General features: G+C 29.9%; 18 protein-coding genes and 1 pseudogene. 8 read left to right on the forward strand and 11 right to left on the reverse strand.

Annotated features, from left to right (window positions below):
• Positions 1–2 precede the first annotated feature (2 nt).
• The 8 genes from BFS35_RS05120 to BFS35_RS05155 all read right to left on the reverse strand — a co-directional run bounded on the left by BFS35_RS05120 (position 3) and on the right by BFS35_RS05155 (position 10,034).
• Positions 3–2,636 (reverse strand): glycosyltransferase, encoded by a 2,634-nt coding sequence (locus BFS35_RS05120; protein WP_240628365.1) that lies wholly within the window; start codon positions 2,634–2,636, stop codon positions 3–5.
• A 2-nt stretch (positions 2,637–2,638) separates the two neighbouring features.
• A complete protein-coding gene (locus BFS35_RS05125; protein ID WP_099580610.1) occupies positions 2,639–3,565 on the reverse strand; it encodes a hypothetical protein in 927 nt (308 codons plus the stop codon).
• Positions 3,565–4,770, reverse strand: coding sequence for a glycosyltransferase family 4 protein (locus tag BFS35_RS05130; RefSeq protein ID WP_099580608.1), 1,206 nt, complete (start codon positions 4,768–4,770; stop codon positions 3,565–3,567). Before BFS35_RS05130 ends, BFS35_RS05125 begins: the two co-directional genes overlap by 1 nt.
• Before the next feature lie 155 nt (positions 4,771–4,925).
• Positions 4,926–6,209 (reverse strand): glycosyltransferase, encoded by a 1,284-nt coding sequence (locus BFS35_RS05135; protein ID WP_099580606.1) that lies wholly within the window; start codon positions 6,207–6,209, stop codon positions 4,926–4,928.
• 126 nt (positions 6,210–6,335) lie between these two features.
• The gene (locus BFS35_RS05140; RefSeq protein ID WP_099580604.1) at positions 6,336–7,253 is read right to left on the reverse strand and encodes an SGNH hydrolase domain-containing protein; all 918 of its coding nucleotides are present in this window, start codon (positions 7,251–7,253) and stop codon (positions 6,336–6,338) included.
• Positions 7,254–7,422: 169 nt separating this feature from the next.
• A complete protein-coding gene (locus BFS35_RS05145; protein ID WP_099580602.1) occupies positions 7,423–8,322 on the reverse strand; it encodes an ABC transporter ATP-binding protein in 900 nt (299 codons plus the stop codon).
• Between the two features lie 51 nt (positions 8,323–8,373).
• The gene (locus BFS35_RS05150) at positions 8,374–9,183 is read right to left on the reverse strand and encodes an ABC transporter permease (protein ID WP_099580600.1); all 810 of its coding nucleotides are present in this window, start codon (positions 9,181–9,183) and stop codon (positions 8,374–8,376) included.
• A gap of 32 nt (positions 9,184–9,215) precedes the next feature.
• On the reverse strand, positions 9,216–10,034 hold the full coding sequence (locus tag BFS35_RS05155; RefSeq protein ID WP_099580598.1) for a glycosyl transferase: 819 nt from the start codon (positions 10,032–10,034) through the stop codon (positions 9,216–9,218).
• Between the two features lie 296 nt (positions 10,035–10,330).
• Here BFS35_RS05155 and BFS35_RS05160 point away from each other — a divergent pair.
• From BFS35_RS05160 to BFS35_RS05170, 3 genes and pseudogenes are all read left to right on the forward strand, one after another.
• A pseudogene (locus BFS35_RS05160) lies at positions 10,331–11,530 on the forward strand (LCP family protein); the annotation flags it as partial.
• 280 nt (positions 11,531–11,810) lie between these two features.
• The gene (locus BFS35_RS05165; RefSeq protein ID WP_099580594.1) at positions 11,811–12,278 is read left to right on the forward strand and encodes a DUF2538 family protein; all 468 of its coding nucleotides are present in this window, start codon (positions 11,811–11,813) and stop codon (positions 12,276–12,278) included.
• 246 nt (positions 12,279–12,524) lie between these two features.
• Entirely contained in the window at positions 12,525–15,413 is a 2,889-nt protein-coding gene (locus tag BFS35_RS05170) for an N-acetylmuramoyl-L-alanine amidase (protein ID WP_099580592.1), read from the forward strand.
• A 112-nt stretch (positions 15,414–15,525) separates the two neighbouring features.
• On the opposite strand, the gene BFS35_RS05175 is transcribed toward BFS35_RS05170, so the two are convergent.
• Positions 15,526–15,972 carry a MarR family winged helix-turn-helix transcriptional regulator gene (locus tag BFS35_RS05175; protein ID WP_099580590.1) on the reverse strand — a complete coding sequence of 149 codons (447 nt, stop codon included), beginning with the start codon at positions 15,970–15,972 and terminating at the stop codon, positions 15,526–15,528.
• A gap of 192 nt (positions 15,973–16,164) precedes the next feature.
• Here BFS35_RS05175 and BFS35_RS05180 point away from each other — a divergent pair, with 192 nt between their 5' ends.
• The gene (locus BFS35_RS05180; RefSeq protein ID WP_099580588.1) at positions 16,165–17,154 is read left to right on the forward strand and encodes an acyltransferase family protein; all 990 of its coding nucleotides are present in this window, start codon (positions 16,165–16,167) and stop codon (positions 17,152–17,154) included.
• Positions 17,155–17,309: 155 nt separating this feature from the next.
• A complete protein-coding gene (locus BFS35_RS05185; protein WP_158554254.1) occupies positions 17,310–18,893 on the forward strand; it encodes a M20/M25/M40 family metallo-hydrolase in 1,584 nt (527 codons plus the stop codon).
• A gap of 29 nt (positions 18,894–18,922) precedes the next feature.
• Here the strand turns inward: BFS35_RS05185 and BFS35_RS05190 are convergent, their stop codons facing one another.
• Complete coding sequence (locus tag BFS35_RS05190) at positions 18,923–19,402, reverse strand: competence protein ComK (RefSeq protein WP_099580584.1); 480 nt, start codon at positions 19,400–19,402, stop codon at positions 18,923–18,925.
• Positions 19,403–19,619: 217 nt separating this feature from the next.
• Here BFS35_RS05190 and BFS35_RS05195 point away from each other — a divergent pair, with 217 nt between their 5' ends.
• From BFS35_RS05195 to BFS35_RS05205, 3 genes are all read left to right on the forward strand, one after another.
• Positions 19,620–20,093: a sigma-70 family RNA polymerase sigma factor gene (locus BFS35_RS05195; RefSeq protein ID WP_099580582.1), complete on the forward strand. Its 474-nt coding sequence runs from the start codon at positions 19,620–19,622 to the stop codon at positions 20,091–20,093.
• A 103-nt stretch (positions 20,094–20,196) separates the two neighbouring features.
• Positions 20,197–20,379 carry a YkvS family protein gene (locus BFS35_RS05200; RefSeq protein WP_099580580.1) on the forward strand — a complete coding sequence of 61 codons (183 nt, stop codon included), beginning with the start codon at positions 20,197–20,199 and terminating at the stop codon, positions 20,377–20,379.
• Positions 20,380–20,383: 4 nt separating this feature from the next.
• Positions 20,384–20,983, forward strand: coding sequence for a CPBP family glutamic-type intramembrane protease (locus tag BFS35_RS05205; RefSeq protein ID WP_099580578.1), 600 nt, complete (start codon positions 20,384–20,386; stop codon positions 20,981–20,983).
• 7 nt (positions 20,984–20,990) lie between these two features.
• Here BFS35_RS05205 and BFS35_RS05210 read toward each other — a convergent pair whose 3' ends face one another.
• Positions 20,991–21,860: a bifunctional UDP-sugar hydrolase/5'-nucleotidase gene (locus BFS35_RS05210; protein ID WP_099580576.1), complete on the reverse strand. Its 870-nt coding sequence runs from the start codon at positions 21,858–21,860 to the stop codon at positions 20,991–20,993.
• Positions 21,861–21,870: the final 10 nt, after the last annotated feature.

The raw sequence follows: 21,870 nt of genomic DNA on the forward strand, positions 1-21,870 counted from the left end.
CATCACCCCTTATAATTTACCTCTTTTTTAAGTTGAGCAATCGTTTCATTAAGCTCTATATCTTGTGGTCGTTTAATGCCATCATACAAACTATAAATATCTAAGAAACGTGTGATTGCCTGATGTCGTTCTTCCGGTTTAATTCTATCAAATCTAACCATGTACCATCCTTTAACGTAAAAATTAAATCTTTCTGTCATGTAAGCATCTAATAATTTATGCTTTTTAAGGAAAGGGATACGTTCCGTCTCTAATTTGTAATATTTATCAAAGAATTTTGCGCCAATTGTATTCGTAACAGAACCTGATACTGCTGCATAATACATATGAACATATACATTCATCGCTTCCACTTTATTTGAATAAAGCATCAACTCCTGGAAGAACATTGTATCTTGTCCAGCAGCACCTTCAACCATCCTAATATTATTATTTTCAATAATTGATTTCTTAACGATGAGTGCCTGAATACTTTGTGCTCTTAAACCAGAATCTTTCATAAACTGATGTGTATTTTCTATCAACAATTGATTTTGATTATATTTTTTTATCGTTTGAGCAAAGTTGAAATTTGAGCGGCGCACGTTATCTTCTTTCATTATATTACCTACTACTAAATCTATACTAGAATCACTCATTAATCGTTCAAATAATTTAGCGTATCCATCACCCATTGCCTCGTTATCTGGATCCAGATAGGTAATATAAGGTGACGTAGCAAGTTCAATACCTACGTTTCTAGGGCGTGATGCAGACCCTGATCCTTGATCAAACGCTTTATAAACAATATGATTCGGGTATCTTCTTCGGATACGATTAATGATTTTTATCGTTTCATCGTCCGTACTACCATCATTAATAAACACAATTTCCATTTTATTAAAAATACTAGAACGTCTTAAACTTGCAAAACATTTATCTTCTAAGTAAACACCATTGTTATGAATAGGAACGATAACACTTAATTTTTTTGAAGACTTTGGAGCGCGTCTGTTATTTTCAATTTCTATGTCATCAGCTAAATAACCATTTGTTAAAGCCTCTTTTTCTTCAATGTTTTTTAAGCTTGATAATTTAAACATCGTTAGTGTCTCATCAGAAAATTGATGGATCAGGTTATGGACTTCACCATTTCCTTTTTTAGTTACAAAATCAACTTCTACAAACTTAAATGGCGTTAACAAGTCCTCTAAATAATATTCTCCATAAACATTTTGTTTACTCATATATGTTAAATAATCATATTCATTTAAATTAATTGTTGAAAGTTCTGATGCATTCACTAATGTTTTATCAACATATAGCTGACGTTCAAAATTTTCTTTTACCACTTCACTATCTTCTACGTTTACTACTAAAATTCGATTATGTTCTTTCAGAAGTGGTGTATCTAAAACAATATTTTCTATATAAGATAAACGATGATAAGTTGTATGTTCTCTAAATACATTACGTATTGCTTTACCTTGGAATTCACGTAAATCTAATTCATTATAATTATTTACAATCGGATCAACATCAGCATTATTATTAATCATAAAAACATTTGGGAACTGGTTATTAACGCCTACACTATAGTTAGATAACAACAAGTTACCAAAAGCTTGTAATTCAAAAATACGATTCGCAAACATCGTTTCGCTGTATTTTACAGAATTTAAGTTAATCGCCCATCTATATAATTTATGTGTATTCATTAAATCTTCATGATTCATCGGATAAGTAAGGTATGGAATATATTTTGCAGGGAATAGGTAACGATCTTTCTTAAGATTTAAGTTTCTATCAATAATTGTAAACTCTTTTTCTGCCTTAATTAAACCGTCTAAAATCATGCTTGTTTCTTTATTACGCGTCGGATATTTTGTTAGCCAGCTTCCAGCAAATAAAACTTCATCTTTAACTTTTTTCGCATAATCTGAACGCGTTCCAATGGGGTTATGGTAATAAGGATTAATTCCAAACTGAAGACTGTGGACATTTACATGACCACATAATTCAACATACGTCGGTACCATCTCACTTGCACTAGTAAATACAACATCACATAACTCAGCAACATCTTTAAATAAGTTGTAATTGACGGGATCTTCTTTAGAATAAAATACTGTCTTTATTTTTCTGTCCTTAAATTTATTAATGATGTTATAAATATCCTGTCTCAATTCACTGTTCGGGCTAGCGCTACCTTCCCAGGACATATCTATCCCACGCCAACTCGTTGCATACATAAAATAATCAACATCTAGTGTAGAGACTTTGTCAATATCATTATGTGAGATATATATTAAATCAGAAACATCTTTAAATGAATTATATAAAAACTCATCACAGATTATCGCCACTTTTTTTCCCGACTTTTTGAAATATGTACTTGGTTGAACTTTTTTTAAATTCGGAAAATATGATTCGACTTCATTAAAGAAGTCAATTTTAGCTTTTTCATCAACTAATTTAAAATAATTATGGAAAGAATGATAATCAGAATCATTCAGTAAATGAAATTTTGCAAGATTATAATTCGTTTCCAGCATGTCATAGTATGTTTTATATCTTTCAATTTTAGACATTTCTTCAAAATTAATATCTTCTACAGTTTGATCAGTTTCAATTGCTTTCTTATCATCATTTGCCACAACTAACGTCTCCTCTTCCATATTTGTCTTTGGATTCTTCCTAATTTAGAATTAGATAAATTATTATAAAGTTCTTCTAAACGTGCTTTACGTTCTTCTGCTTTATAAATTTGCTCCGTTAAAGCAATATTTTCATTGATTAATTTTTGTATGATACTTCGAGAAGTCTCTCTCTCTTCATCAAATAAACCGAGAAGATTATTAATTAAACTTGAATTAGTATCTAGTATAGGTTTAGTGAATTCTATTGAAGTGATATCAAAGCCATGTAAATTTTGTGCTTTAGTATAATAATATTTATTTCTATGATGGAAACGAACTAAATCTATTGCAGGAAAAGCTAATACAATCGTTATAGGTTCATCACTAAAGTCTATAAATTGACTGAATTGAGATTTTAAATCAGAATCTTTGTAACATACATCTGTTGTAAGATTTTTAGCAATCATCGGCTCGCTCATTTTCTTTGAATAATAAATATCATCTTCATAGACGAAACCTATGAATTGAGATTTTTTATAAAGTCCTAAAGTCATTCTACCTTCTACTTCAAGCGCTACACGAGCTGTAAAACTACCTGTATTAAAAAAGAGCTGATAATCACGTTTCGCATTTATCTTTTTATTAATAGGTACAACTTCGAAATGATCTAAATTTACTTTGACCGTCAAAGGATCGATACTTGTTAATAGTATTGACGAAATTATTTTAATCCATCCTCTAAGCTCGCCATTTTGTTCAATCAATCCCCAAACCTGTTCATCTATTTTTTCAGTAGTTATTACTTTTACTACTTTCTGATTGAGTTCACTCAATACACCAACCGCTTCAGATTTATCATCTACTGCCGTTATTAAGTTATCTTCATTTTCCTGACATAAAATATAGAATGACAAATCTCTCGTCGCATATAATTCTAAAAGATTCATTATTTTTTCTCCTTATTAATTAATTCAATCAATGCTTTTATATTATTATCCCAAACAAGATGTTTCGTTGTATAGTCGGAACAATTATTACAATAATGTTCATACTTTTCTGAATCTAATTTGAATGTCTGAATGTTTTTAATAATATCATCGATACTGGCTTTTTCTTTTGCATAACCAAGAAAATTATTGTTAATCATCTCTGAAGCTTCGTTGCCTATATTTGTGATTACTGGAATTCCTAAACTTATAGAGTCTATAATCTTCCCAGGTAAAATATTCATAAAAATATCATCTTCAATTAGTAACGATAACGATAAATGCCTTGCCTTCATAAATTTTAAACATTCTAAACGTGGTAAAACGTCGTAAATCGTAACATGTTCTAAATTTAATTTGCGTACATTTTCTTTAAATTCATTTGCATGTAATCCATATACAATCGCATCAAATTTTATATTTAATTGATTCAATCGTTGTGCAATGCCTAAAAGTTCATCAGAATTTTGAGCAAATCCTAAATTACCAGAATAGAAAACTGTAAAATCTTCTACTTTTTTTGTTAATACTGAATTTAATTCTTCTTTATTTATACTGTTAGGTAAATATAGTAAAGGTTTATCTTTTATTTTCATTCTTTTAAGAATATGATTTTTAAATCCCCTATGGTTATATATAATTTTCGCACTTTGATTATAAATATATCTTTCAAGATAATTAAGAACAGGCTTAAATAAATTAATCCATTTTATATTTAATGCATATATACTATCTGGCCATAAATCTCTGACATCTAAAATAATTTCAGCCTCAATTTTTTTCTTAAGCGGAGCAATTGCGAGTGGCATAAATATATTTGGACTTGTAACAATAATGCTTTCATAATGCTTAGCGTTTTTATTAATGAACTTATACGTATGAAGCATAATCTCAATGTAATACATAATACGTTTAATATGAGATTTCGATTGTTTGTCTAATAACGTCTGAATTCTAAAAATTTGACGCTTCTTATCATTTATATATATATCATTCCAATATTCATCAGTCTTGTACATCGAAGCATTAGGATATGAAGGATCAGATGTCAGCACATCTGCTTCGATACCATTCTTATTTAATAATGTAAAAATATTTTTATACCGATTTGCGCCACTTCCAATTTCAGGATAAAAATTTTGAGTAACCAATAAAACTCGCCCCATAGAATAACTCCAATCATCTAAATAGTTAACGTGAAATTTTGTATATTTAATATATTGTTTATATTATACCAATTAATAAAAGATATTTATAACAATACATTAAAACATTAATTCAAAAATAATACCCGTAAATATTAACATTTACGGGCATTAATTTATAGGGCATTATAAACATCTAATAATTTTTGTTTTTCATTTTCCCAGTTATAGATATGTTTTATCACTTTACATTTTTCACTATATTGATTACGTAATGTCTCATCTGCAACAAGTTTATTTACCGCTTCCGCTATTTGATTGATATCATGACTATCTACTGAAATACCGACACCTTGATCCACCACAGCTTTAACTTCCGGAAAATTACAACTCACTATAGGTACATGAGCCATAATATATTCAAACAATTTATTTGAGCTTGCAGAATAATGATTAAAACAAATATTTTGTAGTACCTGAAACCCTAAATATGCTTGTTTTGTATATGAAGGAAGTGCTTTGAAGTGAACTTTTTCAACAAATTTAATACGCTCACTTTCAGAACTTTGTGCCGCCATTTCTTTCAGTGTCTTCTCAAGTTTACCTGCCCCTAAAAATACAAGTGTACCTTCTTTAACTTGAGGCATCATTTCAATCAGAAGTTCTAAACCACGACCTTGCTGCAAACCACCTTGATATAATAATATCTTTTCTTCTTTCGGTAATCCTAGCTCAGCATGTAAGTCAACATCAGGTTTTTCTTCAATATCATATAACTCCGAATAATTATATAGTGTTTTTGGATAAAAACCGTATAGCTCTTCATTCTTTTTCGCACGTGTATGATTTTCTACCATCATTTCATCAACAAATTTTATCATGAATGACTCAAAAAATTTTATCGTTTTAGGATTATAACCTGTTCTTGAAGTTTGAACTTCATGTGAATCATAAACTAACTTTTTAGGTTTCAATCTAAATTTTGAACAAATAATCCCCTGCGGTAGCGTATTTAAATCATTTGAATGATAAATATCGGCATTATCTTTATAACCTTTAATTATCATTCGACCGATAATTGCTGCATTGACAATATTTTTACGAACTTTTCTAAGTTTAACGCTCAGCGCCATCATCAATAATAAAGATGCAAAGTATATTAACAGCATAAGATTAAAATAAAGAAGTGTAACGCCAATGACAGTACTTACTGCACCTACTTTTATCAGAAATGAATTTTTGTCTTTTTGATATGCTGTAATGAAAGAAGGATAGCGTTGCACACGCGATACTTTAAAGTTATCTTTCACGTTTTCTTCTTGTAATACTTTTTCATCTTTAGGATCATCGATCGCTATAAGATGTACATCAAAGTTATTATCAGACAACGCGGTGCACTCTCTATTCACACGAGCATCGTTCGTAAAATGATTCCAGACAAACATCGTAACTTTTTTCAATTCTCTTCACCTTCGAATGCACTTAATGATTCTGTGCTTATTTTTATTAATATTTATTCTATCATACACATGTTAATAATATAAATACTAATGAAAAGGATGAGACATGAATTGTCTCATCCTTTTTTAAGCCACTCCTTTTGCAACACGTTCTGCATGCGCTTCTAATAAAAAGCGATAAATATCTTTATAAATATAATAACTAAAAGTTGAAGAATATGAATTTGTAAGATGATGTTTGTCTCTTACTAGTATCACATTACCTTGAGTAGGATTACAATATTTACCCGTGTTACAAATTAAATTTGTATAATCTACATATTTCACATATGGTTCTGCTCTTAATCTAGTAACCCAAGCAGGCTTAGGCGGGATATGAGATTTAGCTACTTTACATTTCGCAGAATTTCTACCATATTTTCTTACACATTCAGGTATATAAACATTAAAATAAGGTGTATCACGAATTGCGAAAACCTTAATATTATTCGCGTTTAATTCCCTAAACTTTTCAATAATACCTGGATCATGTTTATAGCCTGATTGTGTATTATTTGCTTTAATTAGCGCAACATCAGGTTTATATTTTGCAATTCTTGGAATAATTCTTTTATTCCAGGTTGTACAAGAAGGGTAATCTGGTCTTGGTGTTGAAGACAAAGTACATCCACTTTTCGTAGCATATAAAACACGAATTTTATACTTTTCAGCAAATTGTTGCACTGCACCTAACCAATGTGCTGAATGAGAATCACCAATAATAGCTATCGTTGAGCGATAACCAGTTTTAGTACCATAGACACAAACTTTTTTAGCATAGCCAACATTTTTACCAACGTGACATCCATCAATAAATCCCTGATTATGATCTGTAGGTGCATTTTTGGTAGTGGGTCTAAGTGATTTATATGGTACATATGATTTAGTATTTACCATTACACCTGGATGCGTTTTTTTGTTTAATGTTTCTGCTTGAACATTAAATGCACTAAAAGTTAAAACAAAACTAAAAATAACAACAAATAACAATACAATTTTTTTCATAACTTCTCCTAGTGTTAATTTTTTTACATATTTCATTATAGTATAGTATATATAAATTGTGTATAGCTAATGGCGAAATATACATATTCTTAACAATTTAGAGATATTTTATGTTTTATTTACCATAATTAAACAAAAAAGAATTGAGCTGGATAAATTACTCAATTCCTTACTTTATAAATTGAATGATGCTACTAATGATTGTAATTCCGAATAATAAAATAAAAGTTAATATATTCGTAAAATCAATCGTATTAGATTCTTTTTGAAGTGTTTGTTGTTGTTGTTGTTTTTCTATCATTTGTCTTTTATATTCAATTTGTTCTTCTTTGGATTTAGCTTTAAAAGTTCTCATAAATTTAACATAACTATGAATTACTTTATTACATTCTCCATATTCAACGACTTCTCCAAAATTTAACCACAAGGCTTTATCACACATTTTTTTTATTTGACTTGCAGAGTGAGAGACGAAAAATATCGTCTTACCTTGTTTTTGAAAGTCTTTCATTCGTTCTATACATTTATTTGAAAATGTTTCATCTCCAACTGATAGTGCTTCATCAACAATTAATACATCCGGTTCAGTGTGTATGGCAATAGCAAAACCTAAACGAGATCGCATACCACTTGAATAACTTTTAATTGGTTGATAAATAAATTTATCCAATTCTGAAAAATCAACAATATCTTGAAATCTTTCATTAATCTGTTGTTCAGTCAATCCGTGCATCAAACATTTCATTCTTATATTTTCTTCACCGGTTAATTCATTATTTAGTCCAGCTGATATAGCAATCAAAGAACTTCTTCCTTCAATTTTTACAGTACCAGCGGTTGGTTGGGTTACTTCTGCAATCAAGTTGCTTAATGTAGATTTTCCAGAACCATTAAGACCAATAATACCTACAGAATCACCTTCTTCAACACTAAATGTAACATTTCTCAATGCAAAGTAAGGTGATGCAATTTTCTTCTTTTTAAAACTAAATAATGAAATAATCTTATCTTTTTTGCTCGTATTTAAATCATATACTTTGGATACATTAGTTACTTCTACTTTACTCATTTACATCCATCCAAATCATTTTATTTTCATGAAAAACATGTTTACTAAATTTTATAAATAATCGATAAGCTTATTTCTAAACTTAAAGTGAACCTGACTGCCCACGAATATTAATAATAAAGTTATTGACCAGAACCAAAAATGATCATGCCAAGTACCGTAAATTAATACATCGCTTTTTGTGAATGCTGACCGATAAATACCCACTAAAAAACCAAATGGATTAAATGCATTGATTTTATGCATGATGGGGTTAGCATTCTCGAGTACCCAAAATATTGGAGTAACAAAAAAAGCCATTCTCATTACATTCTGTAAAATATTTTTAGTGTCACGTACAAGTATTACTAGGGTGCTCATTATAAGTGAGAAACCAAATATAAATGCATAACTTGCAATAATAAAATAAATAAACCAGAAATAATGCCACCATGGTACTAAGTGGTTAAAAATAGATAAAATAAATAATATTGAAGATGTGATTAACAGATTAATCAAAGTATTCATAAATGAAATAGAAAGTAATATACTTGATGGGAATTTCATTTTAGTTACTAGCCCTAGTCTCGATTGAATCGCACTCGATCCACCCATTATTGACTGTGAAATAAATATCCATGGGAATAATCCACTGATTAAATGAATAATGAATGGAACATGCCCTACATCTGCTTTTGCGCCTCTCAAACCTAATCCAAATACAATATAGTATAAAATAACTTGCAATAAAGGTTGTAAGAAATTCCAAAACACGCCTAAATAGTGATTTGAATACGTACTTTTAATATTATAAATGGCTAATTTATATATTAAATTAATATGCGTTATCTGCTCTTTAAACAGCGCGATAAGTTCCTTCAAGTTAAATGCCTTCTTTCAATTCTAATTAGAAGCTACACGTTTAAAATCATATGTCCTTTAACGACTGAGTGAATCATACGAATCGTGTCTTCTTTACTGATAGGATTATGCCCCATTTTGTCATTATTGTAAAACATAAATTGAATTTTTCTACTCGGTACTTTATATTTCTTTAGTGCAAACATGAACGGATTACAATGTTTTTCCATATCACCTTTACAACGTGCATTTTGAATATAATATGTACGCGGCGTGTTTTTATGTGTTTTCATTGCACTTACTAACGAGAAACGTCCAGCATATGTCTTTTTAATGTCTTCTTCAGACATTCCTGGAAATACTGCTTTAAATAAACGATCTACAGCTGCTTTATTATATTTAGTGACATAAGTTTGAGGATTATTTGCAATTGCAGTAGAGCCTTTATGTAAAGTTGCTAAATATATTGACATAAAGCCACCTGCTGAAGAACCATAGTAATACACGTCTTTACTTTCTTTGCCAATAATTTCACAAATCTTCACGATTACTTCATAATAATCAACTAAAAAATGTCTGTCTTTCGTCCCTACACCCCAACCAATTCGAAGTGAATGATCATGGAGTGTTCTATCATCTATGAAGATGGCACTGAATTCATATTCAGGATGCCATGAATTTCTCATAAAAATTGGAGGTGTTGCACGATTTGGATCATAAGCACCATTTGAGAAAACTACTAGTGGTAGATACTCATCTTTTAATGCTAATTTAAAATAAAAATCAATACCATCTTTTATAATCTTTACGGCTAATAAATTATTATCCATTAAAAAACGTTTATTTAAATCTTCAAAATTGATTGAATTCATATCTCTATCCCCTTATAAATGAATGTAACATCAATAGCCTATTGCAACTTTAAATTTACAATAATTTAATTTTATTTACAATCTTTTTCCCTATCATAATTATCCTAAATGTTTCATTTTAAAAATTTGACATATTGAAGTATCTTTCCGTTCAGAACTTTATTATTTTAAACACAACAAATTCATTTATTCGGAGTAAAATATGAATTAATCAAAATCATTTCGATTTTTATTGTTATTTTCCATAATTAGCTATATAATTTAATAGTTTATTAAACTAATTTGAGGAGCATAATATGAATAAGACTTTCAGAGCAATATTAATTTTACTCTCTTTGAGTTTAGTAATTGTACCTGTATCCTATGCTGCATATTTATATAGTACAACAAAAGGTGCAATTGATTTATCGTTTAGCAAAAATAGTGATAAATCTAATTTGAGAGAAAAAGCTGTCGATCCTTCAATGGATCATATTTCTATATTATTCTTAGGTATTGACGATAGCATTTCCAGAAGAGAAAATGGTCAGAAAGTGTCTGAAGCACGTACTGATGCAATGATACTAGCAACATTTGACCGTAGTAATAAACAAATTAGACTAGTGAGTATCCCTCGTGATACTTTAGCTTATATTCCTTCTGTAAAGCAATATGATAAAATTACACACGCACATGCGGAGGGTGGTCCAGAAAGCTCTATGCATGCTGTAGAAAACATCTTTAATGTCCCAGTTGATTATTATGCACGTATAAACATGCAGGCCTTTGTTGATATTGTCGATGAATTAGGTGGCATTGAATTTGATGTACCATTTGATATCAATGAGCCTACAAAATTAGATAAAGGTAGAATCAAAGTAAAAAAAGGAAAACAATTAATTAACGGTGACGAAGCACTTGCCCTTGTAAGAAGTAGACATGTGGATACTGACTTAGGTCGTGGTAAACGTCAGATGCAAATGATTGAAGCAATCGTTAAAAAAGCTAAAGATACCAACTCTATTTCAAAACTAGATGAACTTGTTGAAATTGTTGGCAATAATGCAAAACATAATTTAACTTTTGAAAATATCACATCATTAGCTTCCTACTATACTTCAAATGATGTAGCGTTTAAACAAATGCAGTTAAAAGGTACTGACTATATGTATAACGGTGTGTATTACTATAACCCTGTATTTGAACATATTTATAAGATATCTAAACTTCTACGCAAAGATTTACAACTACCTGAAGAGAAGAAATCGTCATTACTCGATTATAAAGTAATCGCTTTAAAGGGTGATTTAATACCCTTAGAAAAAATTGACCTTGAGCAAATTGAAAAAGATTTTAAACAATTGATGAAAGACAAAAAGAAGAAAAATAAGAAAAATAAGAAAAATAATACAAAAGAGAATAAAACAAACGAATCTAATAATGGAAGTTCATCAAAACCTATAGCAACTGAAGCGCCAAAAACTGTAGAAAGTGCACCTGTTACTGAACAAGCACCACCAGTAATAGAAGAGCCTGCACCTGTTCCTGTTATTACTGAGGCACCAGTAATTCCACAACAAAATAATAATCAGATAATCAATCAGGCACCCGCTACTTCAGAAGTTAATCCAAACAATTCTAATAATAATTCTGTTACTAATACAAATATTATTAGAAGCGATATCAATGCAAATAGTAACAATCAAAGTGGTCAAGCACCACAAAACGTTGTGAGGCAGCCAGTAAACCAAAATAATACTGTTCCTCTAAATCAACAATAAATTGGAGTGATCCTTTATGGCAACTCGTAAAACCTATGAAAAGTATGAGCATATTAACCAAATGTTTGATAAATTACAAGATATCATTGTTTCACCTCGTGATTTATCAAATAAACGTAAAGACTTTTATTTTGTTGATGATTATCATCAGCAAAATTACGAAGCTTTGTTAATATATTATACTGATGCTGCAAACAATCCTCTTATGGATGGAGCGTGCTATATATTAGCAATTCCAGCGATATTCAATCAAATTAATATTTTTGATTATGACGTACCATTAGATTTCGTATTTGATGGTGAAAATTTAAGTCAAACCTTCACATCACTTGATGTATTTGATCAATACTTAATTGCAGCAGTTTTAGAAGTATCTAACATCCAGATCTTTACACCATCAGGGTATGCAATGGGTATGACTCACTGGGATATGAAGCATATGGAACTTTTTTGGCAATATACTGCGATATTAAAAATGCATTAAACAAATTTAAACCACCATCAATTTCGATATATAAATTGATGGTGGTTTTTTTATTCAACTACTTTTGAGAAAATAACAAATGAATTTAATCTTTTAAACGTATGCATATATTATTTTACTTTATGAATTTAGTATTTCATATATTAAAGTAATATTACAATTCAAATCCTTTATATACTAATTGAATAAATGACCCTATAATAGAAGAGAATGAAATTATGAATTAAATTGAGAAAGGAAGTACACATGGATAATAAATTTTATTACAAAACACCTGCTTTAATGTTAATGATGTTTGCTGGTACAACAACAGCTGCTTATGCTGCAGAAAATGAGGTTGTAAAAACAGACGCAATTAATAGCACGACAAACGAAACAGTTAATCCAAGTACTGCAAATGAATCAAAAGTTCCAGTTAATGTGATTGCTACAAATGATTTATCAAATCCTGCATCTATTGCTGAACAATATTCATTAACTCAAGTAAAAAATAATACTGAAACATCTTCAACTTCACAACTAAAAACTACGGAAACACCAACAACTGAAGCGGTTACTACTGAAGCGCCTACTGTAGATACGACTTCTACGGAAACACCAACGGCTGAAGCGCCTACTACTGAAGCGCCTACTGTAGATTCGACTTCTTCGGAAACACCAACGGCTGAAGCGGTTACTACTGAAGTGCCTACTGCAGCTGCTCAACCTAAAAAAACAGCAATTACTACAACAGCAAGAACAAGAACTTTAGGAACAACGGCAACAACTAAAGCAAAAAATATCGATTCTATGTCAGTTAATGAAGTCATAAAATATAATAACTGGACAGTTCCTGTGTATGAAAAAAGCTTTTTCAATTCACCAAAAATTGCATATCGCAATGGTGTCGCTAAACCGGAAGGTATCGTAGCACACGAAACAGCTAACCCTACATCTAAAATTGATGGTGAAATTGCTTATATGAAACGTAATTACACGAATGCTTTCGTACATGCATTTATCGATGATAAGCGTATCGTTGAAGTAGCTGATACTGATTATATTTCATGGGGAGCTGGTCCTGTTGCAAACCCCCGTTTCATCAACGTAGAATTAGTTCGTGTATATGGTAAAGAAGCATTTAGCCGTTCTATCAATAATTACGCAGATTACTTTGCTACAAATTTATTATATTATGGTTTACCGTTAGATAATGCTCACTATGATGGTAATGGTACTGTTTGGAACCATAAAGGCGTATCAAACTTCCTTGGTGGAACAGATCATACTGATCCAATCGGGTGGTTCCAGGCCAACAACTACACTTTCGATGAATTCTACAATCTTGTTTCTGAAAAATATAATTATAAGTTAACTGGCAAGATGCCAGCCACACCTGTGCCAGCACCGGGTAACACACCACCTAAGGTGACTCCTGCACCAAACAATACGGGCAAAGTCGTCACATCGAATGAACGTCGTATTGCCAAAATTAAATGGCAAAATACGGATGTGTATACTTCAGTTGGTAACCCTGCGACAGCGAAAGCAGGTTCAAAATCAAACACCGCTTATTATGTAAACAAGAAAGCTGTGTTAAATGGTGTTACTTATTATTCATTAACTGACAATAAAAACATCCCACGTGGTTGGGTAAAAGCAAAAGATACAAAATCATTTTCAATTACTCCACCATCAAAAACGTCAAAAAGGTTTACATTAAATAGTACTGCTAAAAGTATTTATTCAACACCTTGGGGTAGTTCAAAACAAGTGGTTGGAAGTTTAAAAGGATTAACAGGAAAAGAATTTAAAGCTTCTCAATTTGTAAAAGTCGGTCAAACATCATATTATTTTGGCACAGTGAATGCTTTAACTGGCTGGGTTAATTTAAATCAAATGACCTTAAAATCAGTTTCTCCATCAAAGACTGCCGTTAAAATTACTGACATGAAAAATGTTAAATTAATTGGTCGCACAGATGCTAAGAATGCTGTTTTATATACAGATATTAAATCTACAAAAAAGGCACAGACAAAGCCGGTTAATATGCAACTCTACATTAATCAGTCAGCAAAGAAAAATAACAAGCAATATTATGGTGTAGCCGATCCAAAAAATAAATTTTTAGGTTGGATCAGTGATACATTTATTAAAGAAAAGCAATTTAAAACAGTATCATGGACAAAGATGCCTTATACGATTAAGAAATCTTCAGGATATATTTATTCAATTCCTGGTGGTTCTAAATCTCAACGTATTAAAAAATTAAGTACATTATCTTCTAAAACTATACAAGTCATTCGTACAGATAAAGTTGGCAATGCTGTTTGGCATAAAGTATTATTAGATGATAAAACAACTGGATATGTTCCAGATAGCTATCTTTATTCACAAAATGTCGTAAAATTAAAAGCACCTGAAAGTTTAGAAGTTGCTGTTGCGAAACAATCTCGATTAAAAAATCCTGCACGTAATGCGGGCCCTAAAGTAGTATTCTCAACACCAGCAAGAGTATATAACGAACGTTTAGCAGAAGATAGCGAAATTAAAGCGAATATGGATACAAAAAACGCTTTAAATGATCCTGAGTTAAAGTATCAATTTTTAGATTTAGGACAATCTGAAGGTATTTCAGCTAAAAATTTAAACAAACTACTTGTTGGTAAAGGTATTCTAGAAAATCAAGGTGCTGCTTTTGCAGCTGCAGCAAAACAATTTAAGATTAATGAAATCTATTTAATCGCACATGCACTTGTTGAAACTGGACATGGTAAAAGCAGATTATCAAACGGGTTAGGTATCAGCGACGATAATACGCGTATTATCGAAAATGCAGCGAAGAAATACTATAATACGTATGGTACTAAAGCTACAGATAATAATGTAGAATTAGGCGGCATTGCTTACGCTAAGAAAAACGGTTGGGATTCTGTTTCTAAAGCAATCATTGGTGGCGCTGAATATGTACGTAACGCATATATTGATAATGGTCAACGTACACTACACCAAATGCGCTGGAATCCAGAAAATACTGCAACACATCAATATGCAACTGATGTTCGCTGGGCTGCTAACAACGCGAAAATTATCGCGCGTTTATATAAGTCATTAGGACTAGATGGATTAAATTATATTGTTCATGAATACATTTAATAAAAAAATAACCTTCCTAATAAGAATTAGGAAGGTTATTTTTCTGGCTTTTAGGCTATATAATACTAAAATGAATATTTAAGTCGATTTACTAATAGCTGATGATTTACAATTAAAAACGAAATGGATCTCTAAGAGCAAATGAATGATATATTTTTTCTAATAACTGAATTAATTCTTCAGATTCTGCAGAATTTAGCTCTCGCATAAAGCTACGTACAACTTTAGCTTTAATATCTTCTGCACGTTCTAAAGCTTTCTCACCCTGTTCAGTTGCAATTAACACTGTAGATCTTAAATCATAAATACTCTGCTCTTTTTTTACAAAACCGTTATCAACTAATTTTTTTATTGCTCTAGAAACTGCTGTCTGTTCCTTATTTAACTTATAGATCAACTTTTTTTGTGTCATGTTCTCTTCTGATGCAATAAGTTCCAGCATATATAATTGTTCACGCGTTAAAGTCACATCAGTTAATTCTGCAGAAGCAATTTCATCAATTTTAGAATCCATAAAATAAATTAATTGTCCAAATCTTTTAAGTCGCTTTTCATCCATGTTATTGTCTCCCAACGTTTTTCTTATATAGATTATAAGCCCAATTATTTAGTTTAGCAACGATATATAATGAATTAATAAAAAATTGTAGGCTATTTATATTTTATCATAGCATATTTAATTTGTAGATTTAATTCATAAGTGTGCAATATAATTAATTTTTTGAGAGAATATTTTTAAGGAGATTTTTTTATGAATAAAGAAAAAGATCATTATTTTGATAATGCAAGATTTTTATTAATTGTTTTAGTAGTTTTTGGTCATTTATTACGTTCTTTCATAAATGAAAGCCATTTTTTACAAGCTTTATATATGTTTATCTATAGCTTTCACATGCCTGCTTTTGTATTGATTTCCGGTTACTTTGCTAAAGGCATTCATAAACCAGGGTATATCAAAAAAGTAACTAAGAAGTTATTACTACCCTACATTATTTTTCAGAGTTTTTATGCTTTTTATTATTATTTTATCGATGACGTAAACACCGTAGATTTAAATCCATTTGATCCCCAATGGGCAATGTGGTTTCTACTCAGTTTATTTTCATGGCAGGTCATGCTTTTTATCGTAAAAGATATAAATCCATGGGTTACGCTTATTGTTTCATTCATCATTGGAATAATCGTCGGATACTTACCATTTATTAATAATACATTAAGTTTATCAAGAACATTTGTTTTCTTTCCTTTGTTTTTAATTGGGTATTATGCGCAACCAGAACAATTTAAATATATTAGAAATAAGAAGTATATTCCAGTTTCTATATTCATGTTGACGATTGTTTTTATTTTCTATATGTTAACAGACTTTAATTTTGAGTGGCTATTCGGAAGTAAACCATATGTTAAACTTGAACATGAAGCTTCTGATCTGTACAGTGGCATAAAACGTGCCATTATTTATGTAATCATTCTAATTAGTACTGCAAGCTTTTTAAATGTTGTACCGAACCGTAAACTCCCTCTAACGTATATTGGTTCAAGAACCATGTTTATTTATCTCTTACATGGCATGTTTATTGGATTGTTCAGAGCAAATAATTGGGGGAAATATTTTAATGATCATGTGGCTTCAATATTAATCTTTATGATTCTTGTTACCATCTTCTTAGTTTATACACTTAGTATGAATGCTACTAAAAAGATAACTTCACCAGTTGTAGAAATAAAAAAACCTCATTAGAGTTTTTTTAATTTTGTAAATTTTATTTGAATTACTTTTATTTAATATTTTCTATTTGTGAAGAAATATGTATAATTGTTATAAGAGAGCACAAATATGTCTGATATAAATAAAATTACATATTGCTTTTAAATATGAATTTAAGGAGATTTTTTATGCGTTTACTTTGGCAAACACCAGAAGACAGAATTGCACTTTTAAAAGACCTTGTTAAACATGACAGCATCACAAATACTGAAGGTGAAGTCAACTTTCCTTTTTATATTAAACAGACACTTAAACAATTAGATTATTTTAAACAGCATGATTCTCATATTAAATTAATTGAGACGAATGATCACAAGAATGCTGTAGCTGCAATGTATCGTTCACATGTAACAGATGATACAGTGATTATTATGAGCCACTATGACACTGTTGATACAAATGATTATGGATCATTTGAAGCATATGCATTCGATAGTGATGCGTTAGCAAAATCATTTGCTAGTAACCTTAATGAATTTAATGAGTATCATCAATCTGATATATTATCAAATCAGTATTTATTTGGACGTGGCATCATGGATATGAAATCTGGATTAATGATGCATTTAAGCTTACTTGAAAAAGCAATCCATGAAGAATGGCCAATTAATATCATTTTATTAACTGTTCCTGACGAAGAAGTAAATTCATCGGGTATGAGATGTGCTGTTTCTGAACTATCAGAATTTATTGAACAGGAAAACTTAAAATTATTGCTTATCATGAATGGTGAGCCTGCATTTAGTCAATATCCACATGATGATAATTATTATATTTATAATGGTAGCATCGGTAAAGTGATGCCATCTGTATTTGTTTATGGAAAAGAAACACATGTTGGAGAACCATTAAATGGCCTTAGTGCTAACTATTTAATAAGTCGTATCAATTCTGAATTAGAATATAATACACAATTTCTTGAACGATATAAAAACGAAGAAACACCTTTACCTGTTAGTCTTTATATGAAAGATCTAAAAGAAGATTACAATGTTCAGACACCTTTTATGGCATCAAGTTACTACAACGTGTTCTTATTTGAACAAAGTGCAGCACATGTCTTCAAACTGTTTAATCAAATCGTAGAACGTACTGTTGCAGAATGTTCTCGTGACTTAGGATTAGTATTTGAAACATCACCAAAAATAAAAGTAATAACTTTTGAAGCATTAATTAAATCAATGAAAAAGAAACATGGTCATGAAACTATCCATAATATTATCAGTAATATAGAACAAACAGATAATCGACTATATGCTCAAACAGTTATTAAAGACTTATTGCTTTTAGATAACAGTAATGACTATACGGTTGTAACTTATTTCAATGCACCATACTATCCTTCAGTTAATAGCAGTCAAGATAAATTAATAAAATTAATTACAAAATATGCGATTAAACAAATGAAGAAACAGTTTAATCGTGATACAACAAAAATTCATTACTTTAACGGTATTTCAGATTTAAGTTATGTTAACTATACACACGATGATAGTGATACTAATATATTTGCTGATAATACACCTGGTTTCAAAACACATTACGATATACCTTTTTCAGCTATGAAAAAATTAAAAGCACCAGTAATTAATATCGGTGCTTTTGGGAAAGATGCGCATCAGTTAACTGAGCGTATTCATATTAAAAGTGTATCTGAAGAAGTACCTTTTGTATTAAATAAAATTTTCCACAAATTTTTTATCGACAAATAATAAAGTCATTATAATCCTTAAAAACATTTCTAACGGTAGTTGCTTAAGTGCAATTGCCGTTTTATTATTTTGGATTGTAAGTCTGCGAGTAACAGTGCCTTTTGATGTTGCTTATGTATAAAATTTATATTTTGAGGCACAATCAATTCCATGTTATTTATAAAAAATATTCTTGTCTGCTCCTTCTTACCTTCAAAATGATAGATCATCTGATGTTGTATAAATAATTGAAAATGCGTTTTTGTCTGATGTATTGGATAATACATCCATTGAATAGATGGTTCAATAATAATTGGAAGATGATGCATATGTTTAGTTAATACTTTTGCAGACTGTCTACGGGTTTTGATATTACTTCCGAAGAAAATTAATGTTTGATCCAATAACTTTTCTGGTCTTTCATCAACAGTTCTAACTTCCCCGCAAAAGGAATATATTTGAGTCTTTCCTTCTGCTTCCGGACTTTGATAAATACACATATCAGTTGCACAAAGCGGCATTTCTAACATAATATTCACCTCTTATCAAATTATCAATTCCTCATTATTATAAATAAATCTATCTAAATACTTCACTTTTTAATCAATTTTTGACAATAAAACTATATTTTTTTAATAAACTGAACAATTTTTATTGAAATGTTAATTTTTAATTAACAAAAATTTTGAATATACTTACTTCATCCGGAAATAAAAATAGAATATCTAGATATTCAATGGGGAAAATATGTTTGAAGAAACAAAGGATAAATATGAAAAATTAATCTTTCACCTCATTCATAAATATCAATTAACTTATGACTTTGATGAGTTTTATCAAATGGCATTAATAAAACTTTGGGAATTAGATCAATCTTATGATTCCAACAAAACATCTAATAAAGATCACTATATCTATACAAAACTCAAATTTTTCTTTATCGATGAAATTAGAAAATTATCTAAAAGAAATGAACGGTTTATCTTAATGAGTGACGATATTATGAATCATAGTAATCATTTCTATGATTCATATGATCATTTGACATTAAAAGAAATAAAAAATTATTTAAATCGTGAAGAATATCAGTGGCTAACGTTATTTTTGAAAGGTCATTCAATGAAGGAAATAGCAGATGATATGAAGGTTAGTGTGTCTACAATAAAAAAATATAAGAAGAACGCACAAAAGAAGTTAACTTTCTTTTATCACAATCATTAAAATGGTCTTCATTAAAAAATCTCTTGAATATTCAATAAATTTTTATGTTCAATATGTATCAAATTTAGTATAATAGCAATTAGCATGTTTTTAAGGAGGAAAAATTATGGCAGCTAAAGTTGGAGATATTATTGAGTTTCACGAAGGAAAACAAGGTATCGTTGAGAAAGTTAATGAGAATTCAGTGATTGTGGATTGTACGATTATGGAAAACTTCGAGAAATTAGAAATCCCTGAGAAAACTGTTATTAACCATAAACGTTATACAATCATTTCAGAGGCATAAAATAATGAGTATGATAAAAAAGCCTGTCTATGGTTTTTTAATTTTATTTACTATCTTTCACATTATATTGTTCGGAATGAGAAGTGAACATCAAGTGTTCTGGCATTTATATACTGGATTAATGTTATTCTCTTCTATCGGATATATCTTCTATGAACGCAATATTCATTCTAAGCGTTTATTAGATGCGATCATTACAGGTATTCTTGCAAGTTTTGTAATCGTTATTTTACATACCATCCTATCTTTCATAATGAAAGATATTACTTACTTTCATTTATTAAAAGTGATTGTTGGGCTTGGTGTTTATGTAAAATGGCAGCTAATAATAACATTAATTATATCTATACCTTTACAGGAACTGTTCTTTCGTAATATGTTGCAAAATTATCTCGATGATCGATTTAATCAGTTTGTATCAGCTTGTATCGTCAGTTTATGTGTAACAAGCTTGTTTATGTATTCCTTAAGTATTGAGTTATTGCTTTTTATCTTTTTAACTCAATTTATTCTAGCTCTAAGCTATCATAATACGAAACGTTTGATTACACCTATTTTAGGTCAAATACTTGCTGTAATATTATTAATGCTCATCTATAGTTAAAAAATCCTTAGTCACTAAGGATTTTTTTCTTTCTGACAAGTGAATATTCTTTTTCTTCATAATAAGTAGATTCCTTTAACAAATAATCTTCTTCATATCTTGAAATATCTATAAATTCATATGAACATCCTTTGTTCTCAAAAGAGTCTGTACGCTCTTTAAACATCAATTTTATATGTAATAGCGATGAACTTTCCGGTAAATGAATGATTTCTGTGTATTCATGTGCAATACCCTGTTCTTTATTATTTGTCAGTAATAAATGAACACCTTCAACACATAAAATTTCTTCTTCTGTAATTAAATCTGTGATTTGTCCATTATGTAATGCAATGACATAATCTGGACTCTCATTATCGTACATATATCTCATCCAAGTCTTAATCGATGCCATAGGATTGGATACAATCATTGTTTCATGTTCTAATTGTACTGCTTCTGATAAAGCAATCACACCTATTTTAATACCTTTATATTGGTGAATGATATACGGAGTATTAAAATATGGCTCTTTCGTAGATTTATTTAATATATTACATGATAAAAATGGAAATTCACTCATCGCATGTGCTCTGCTAAAATAGTTAAAGCCTAAAGAAAAGTCTTTAATTGTAATATTAGTTGCATTAAATTTCAGGAGATTCATAAGTGTTATTAATGGAATACGTTTATATTCTTTTAAACCTGCATAATATTCACTTTCTGCAGAACCAGTGATAAGCTGACCATTATTAATTAACAGAACTTGTCCACTTTGCCTAGCTAATTTTATGTAAGTTGCTGCTTTAAATATATTAAATGCATTATTTTCATGAAACATTGCACCTTTGATGTTATTTGTTGTTATAATATGTATATTAATTAATCCTTTTTTCATGCTTTCACCT

The sequence above is a fragment of the Macrococcoides goetzii genome (assembly GCF_002742385.2).
Classification (GTDB): Bacteria; Bacillota; Bacilli; order Staphylococcales; family Staphylococcaceae; genus Macrococcoides; species Macrococcoides goetzii.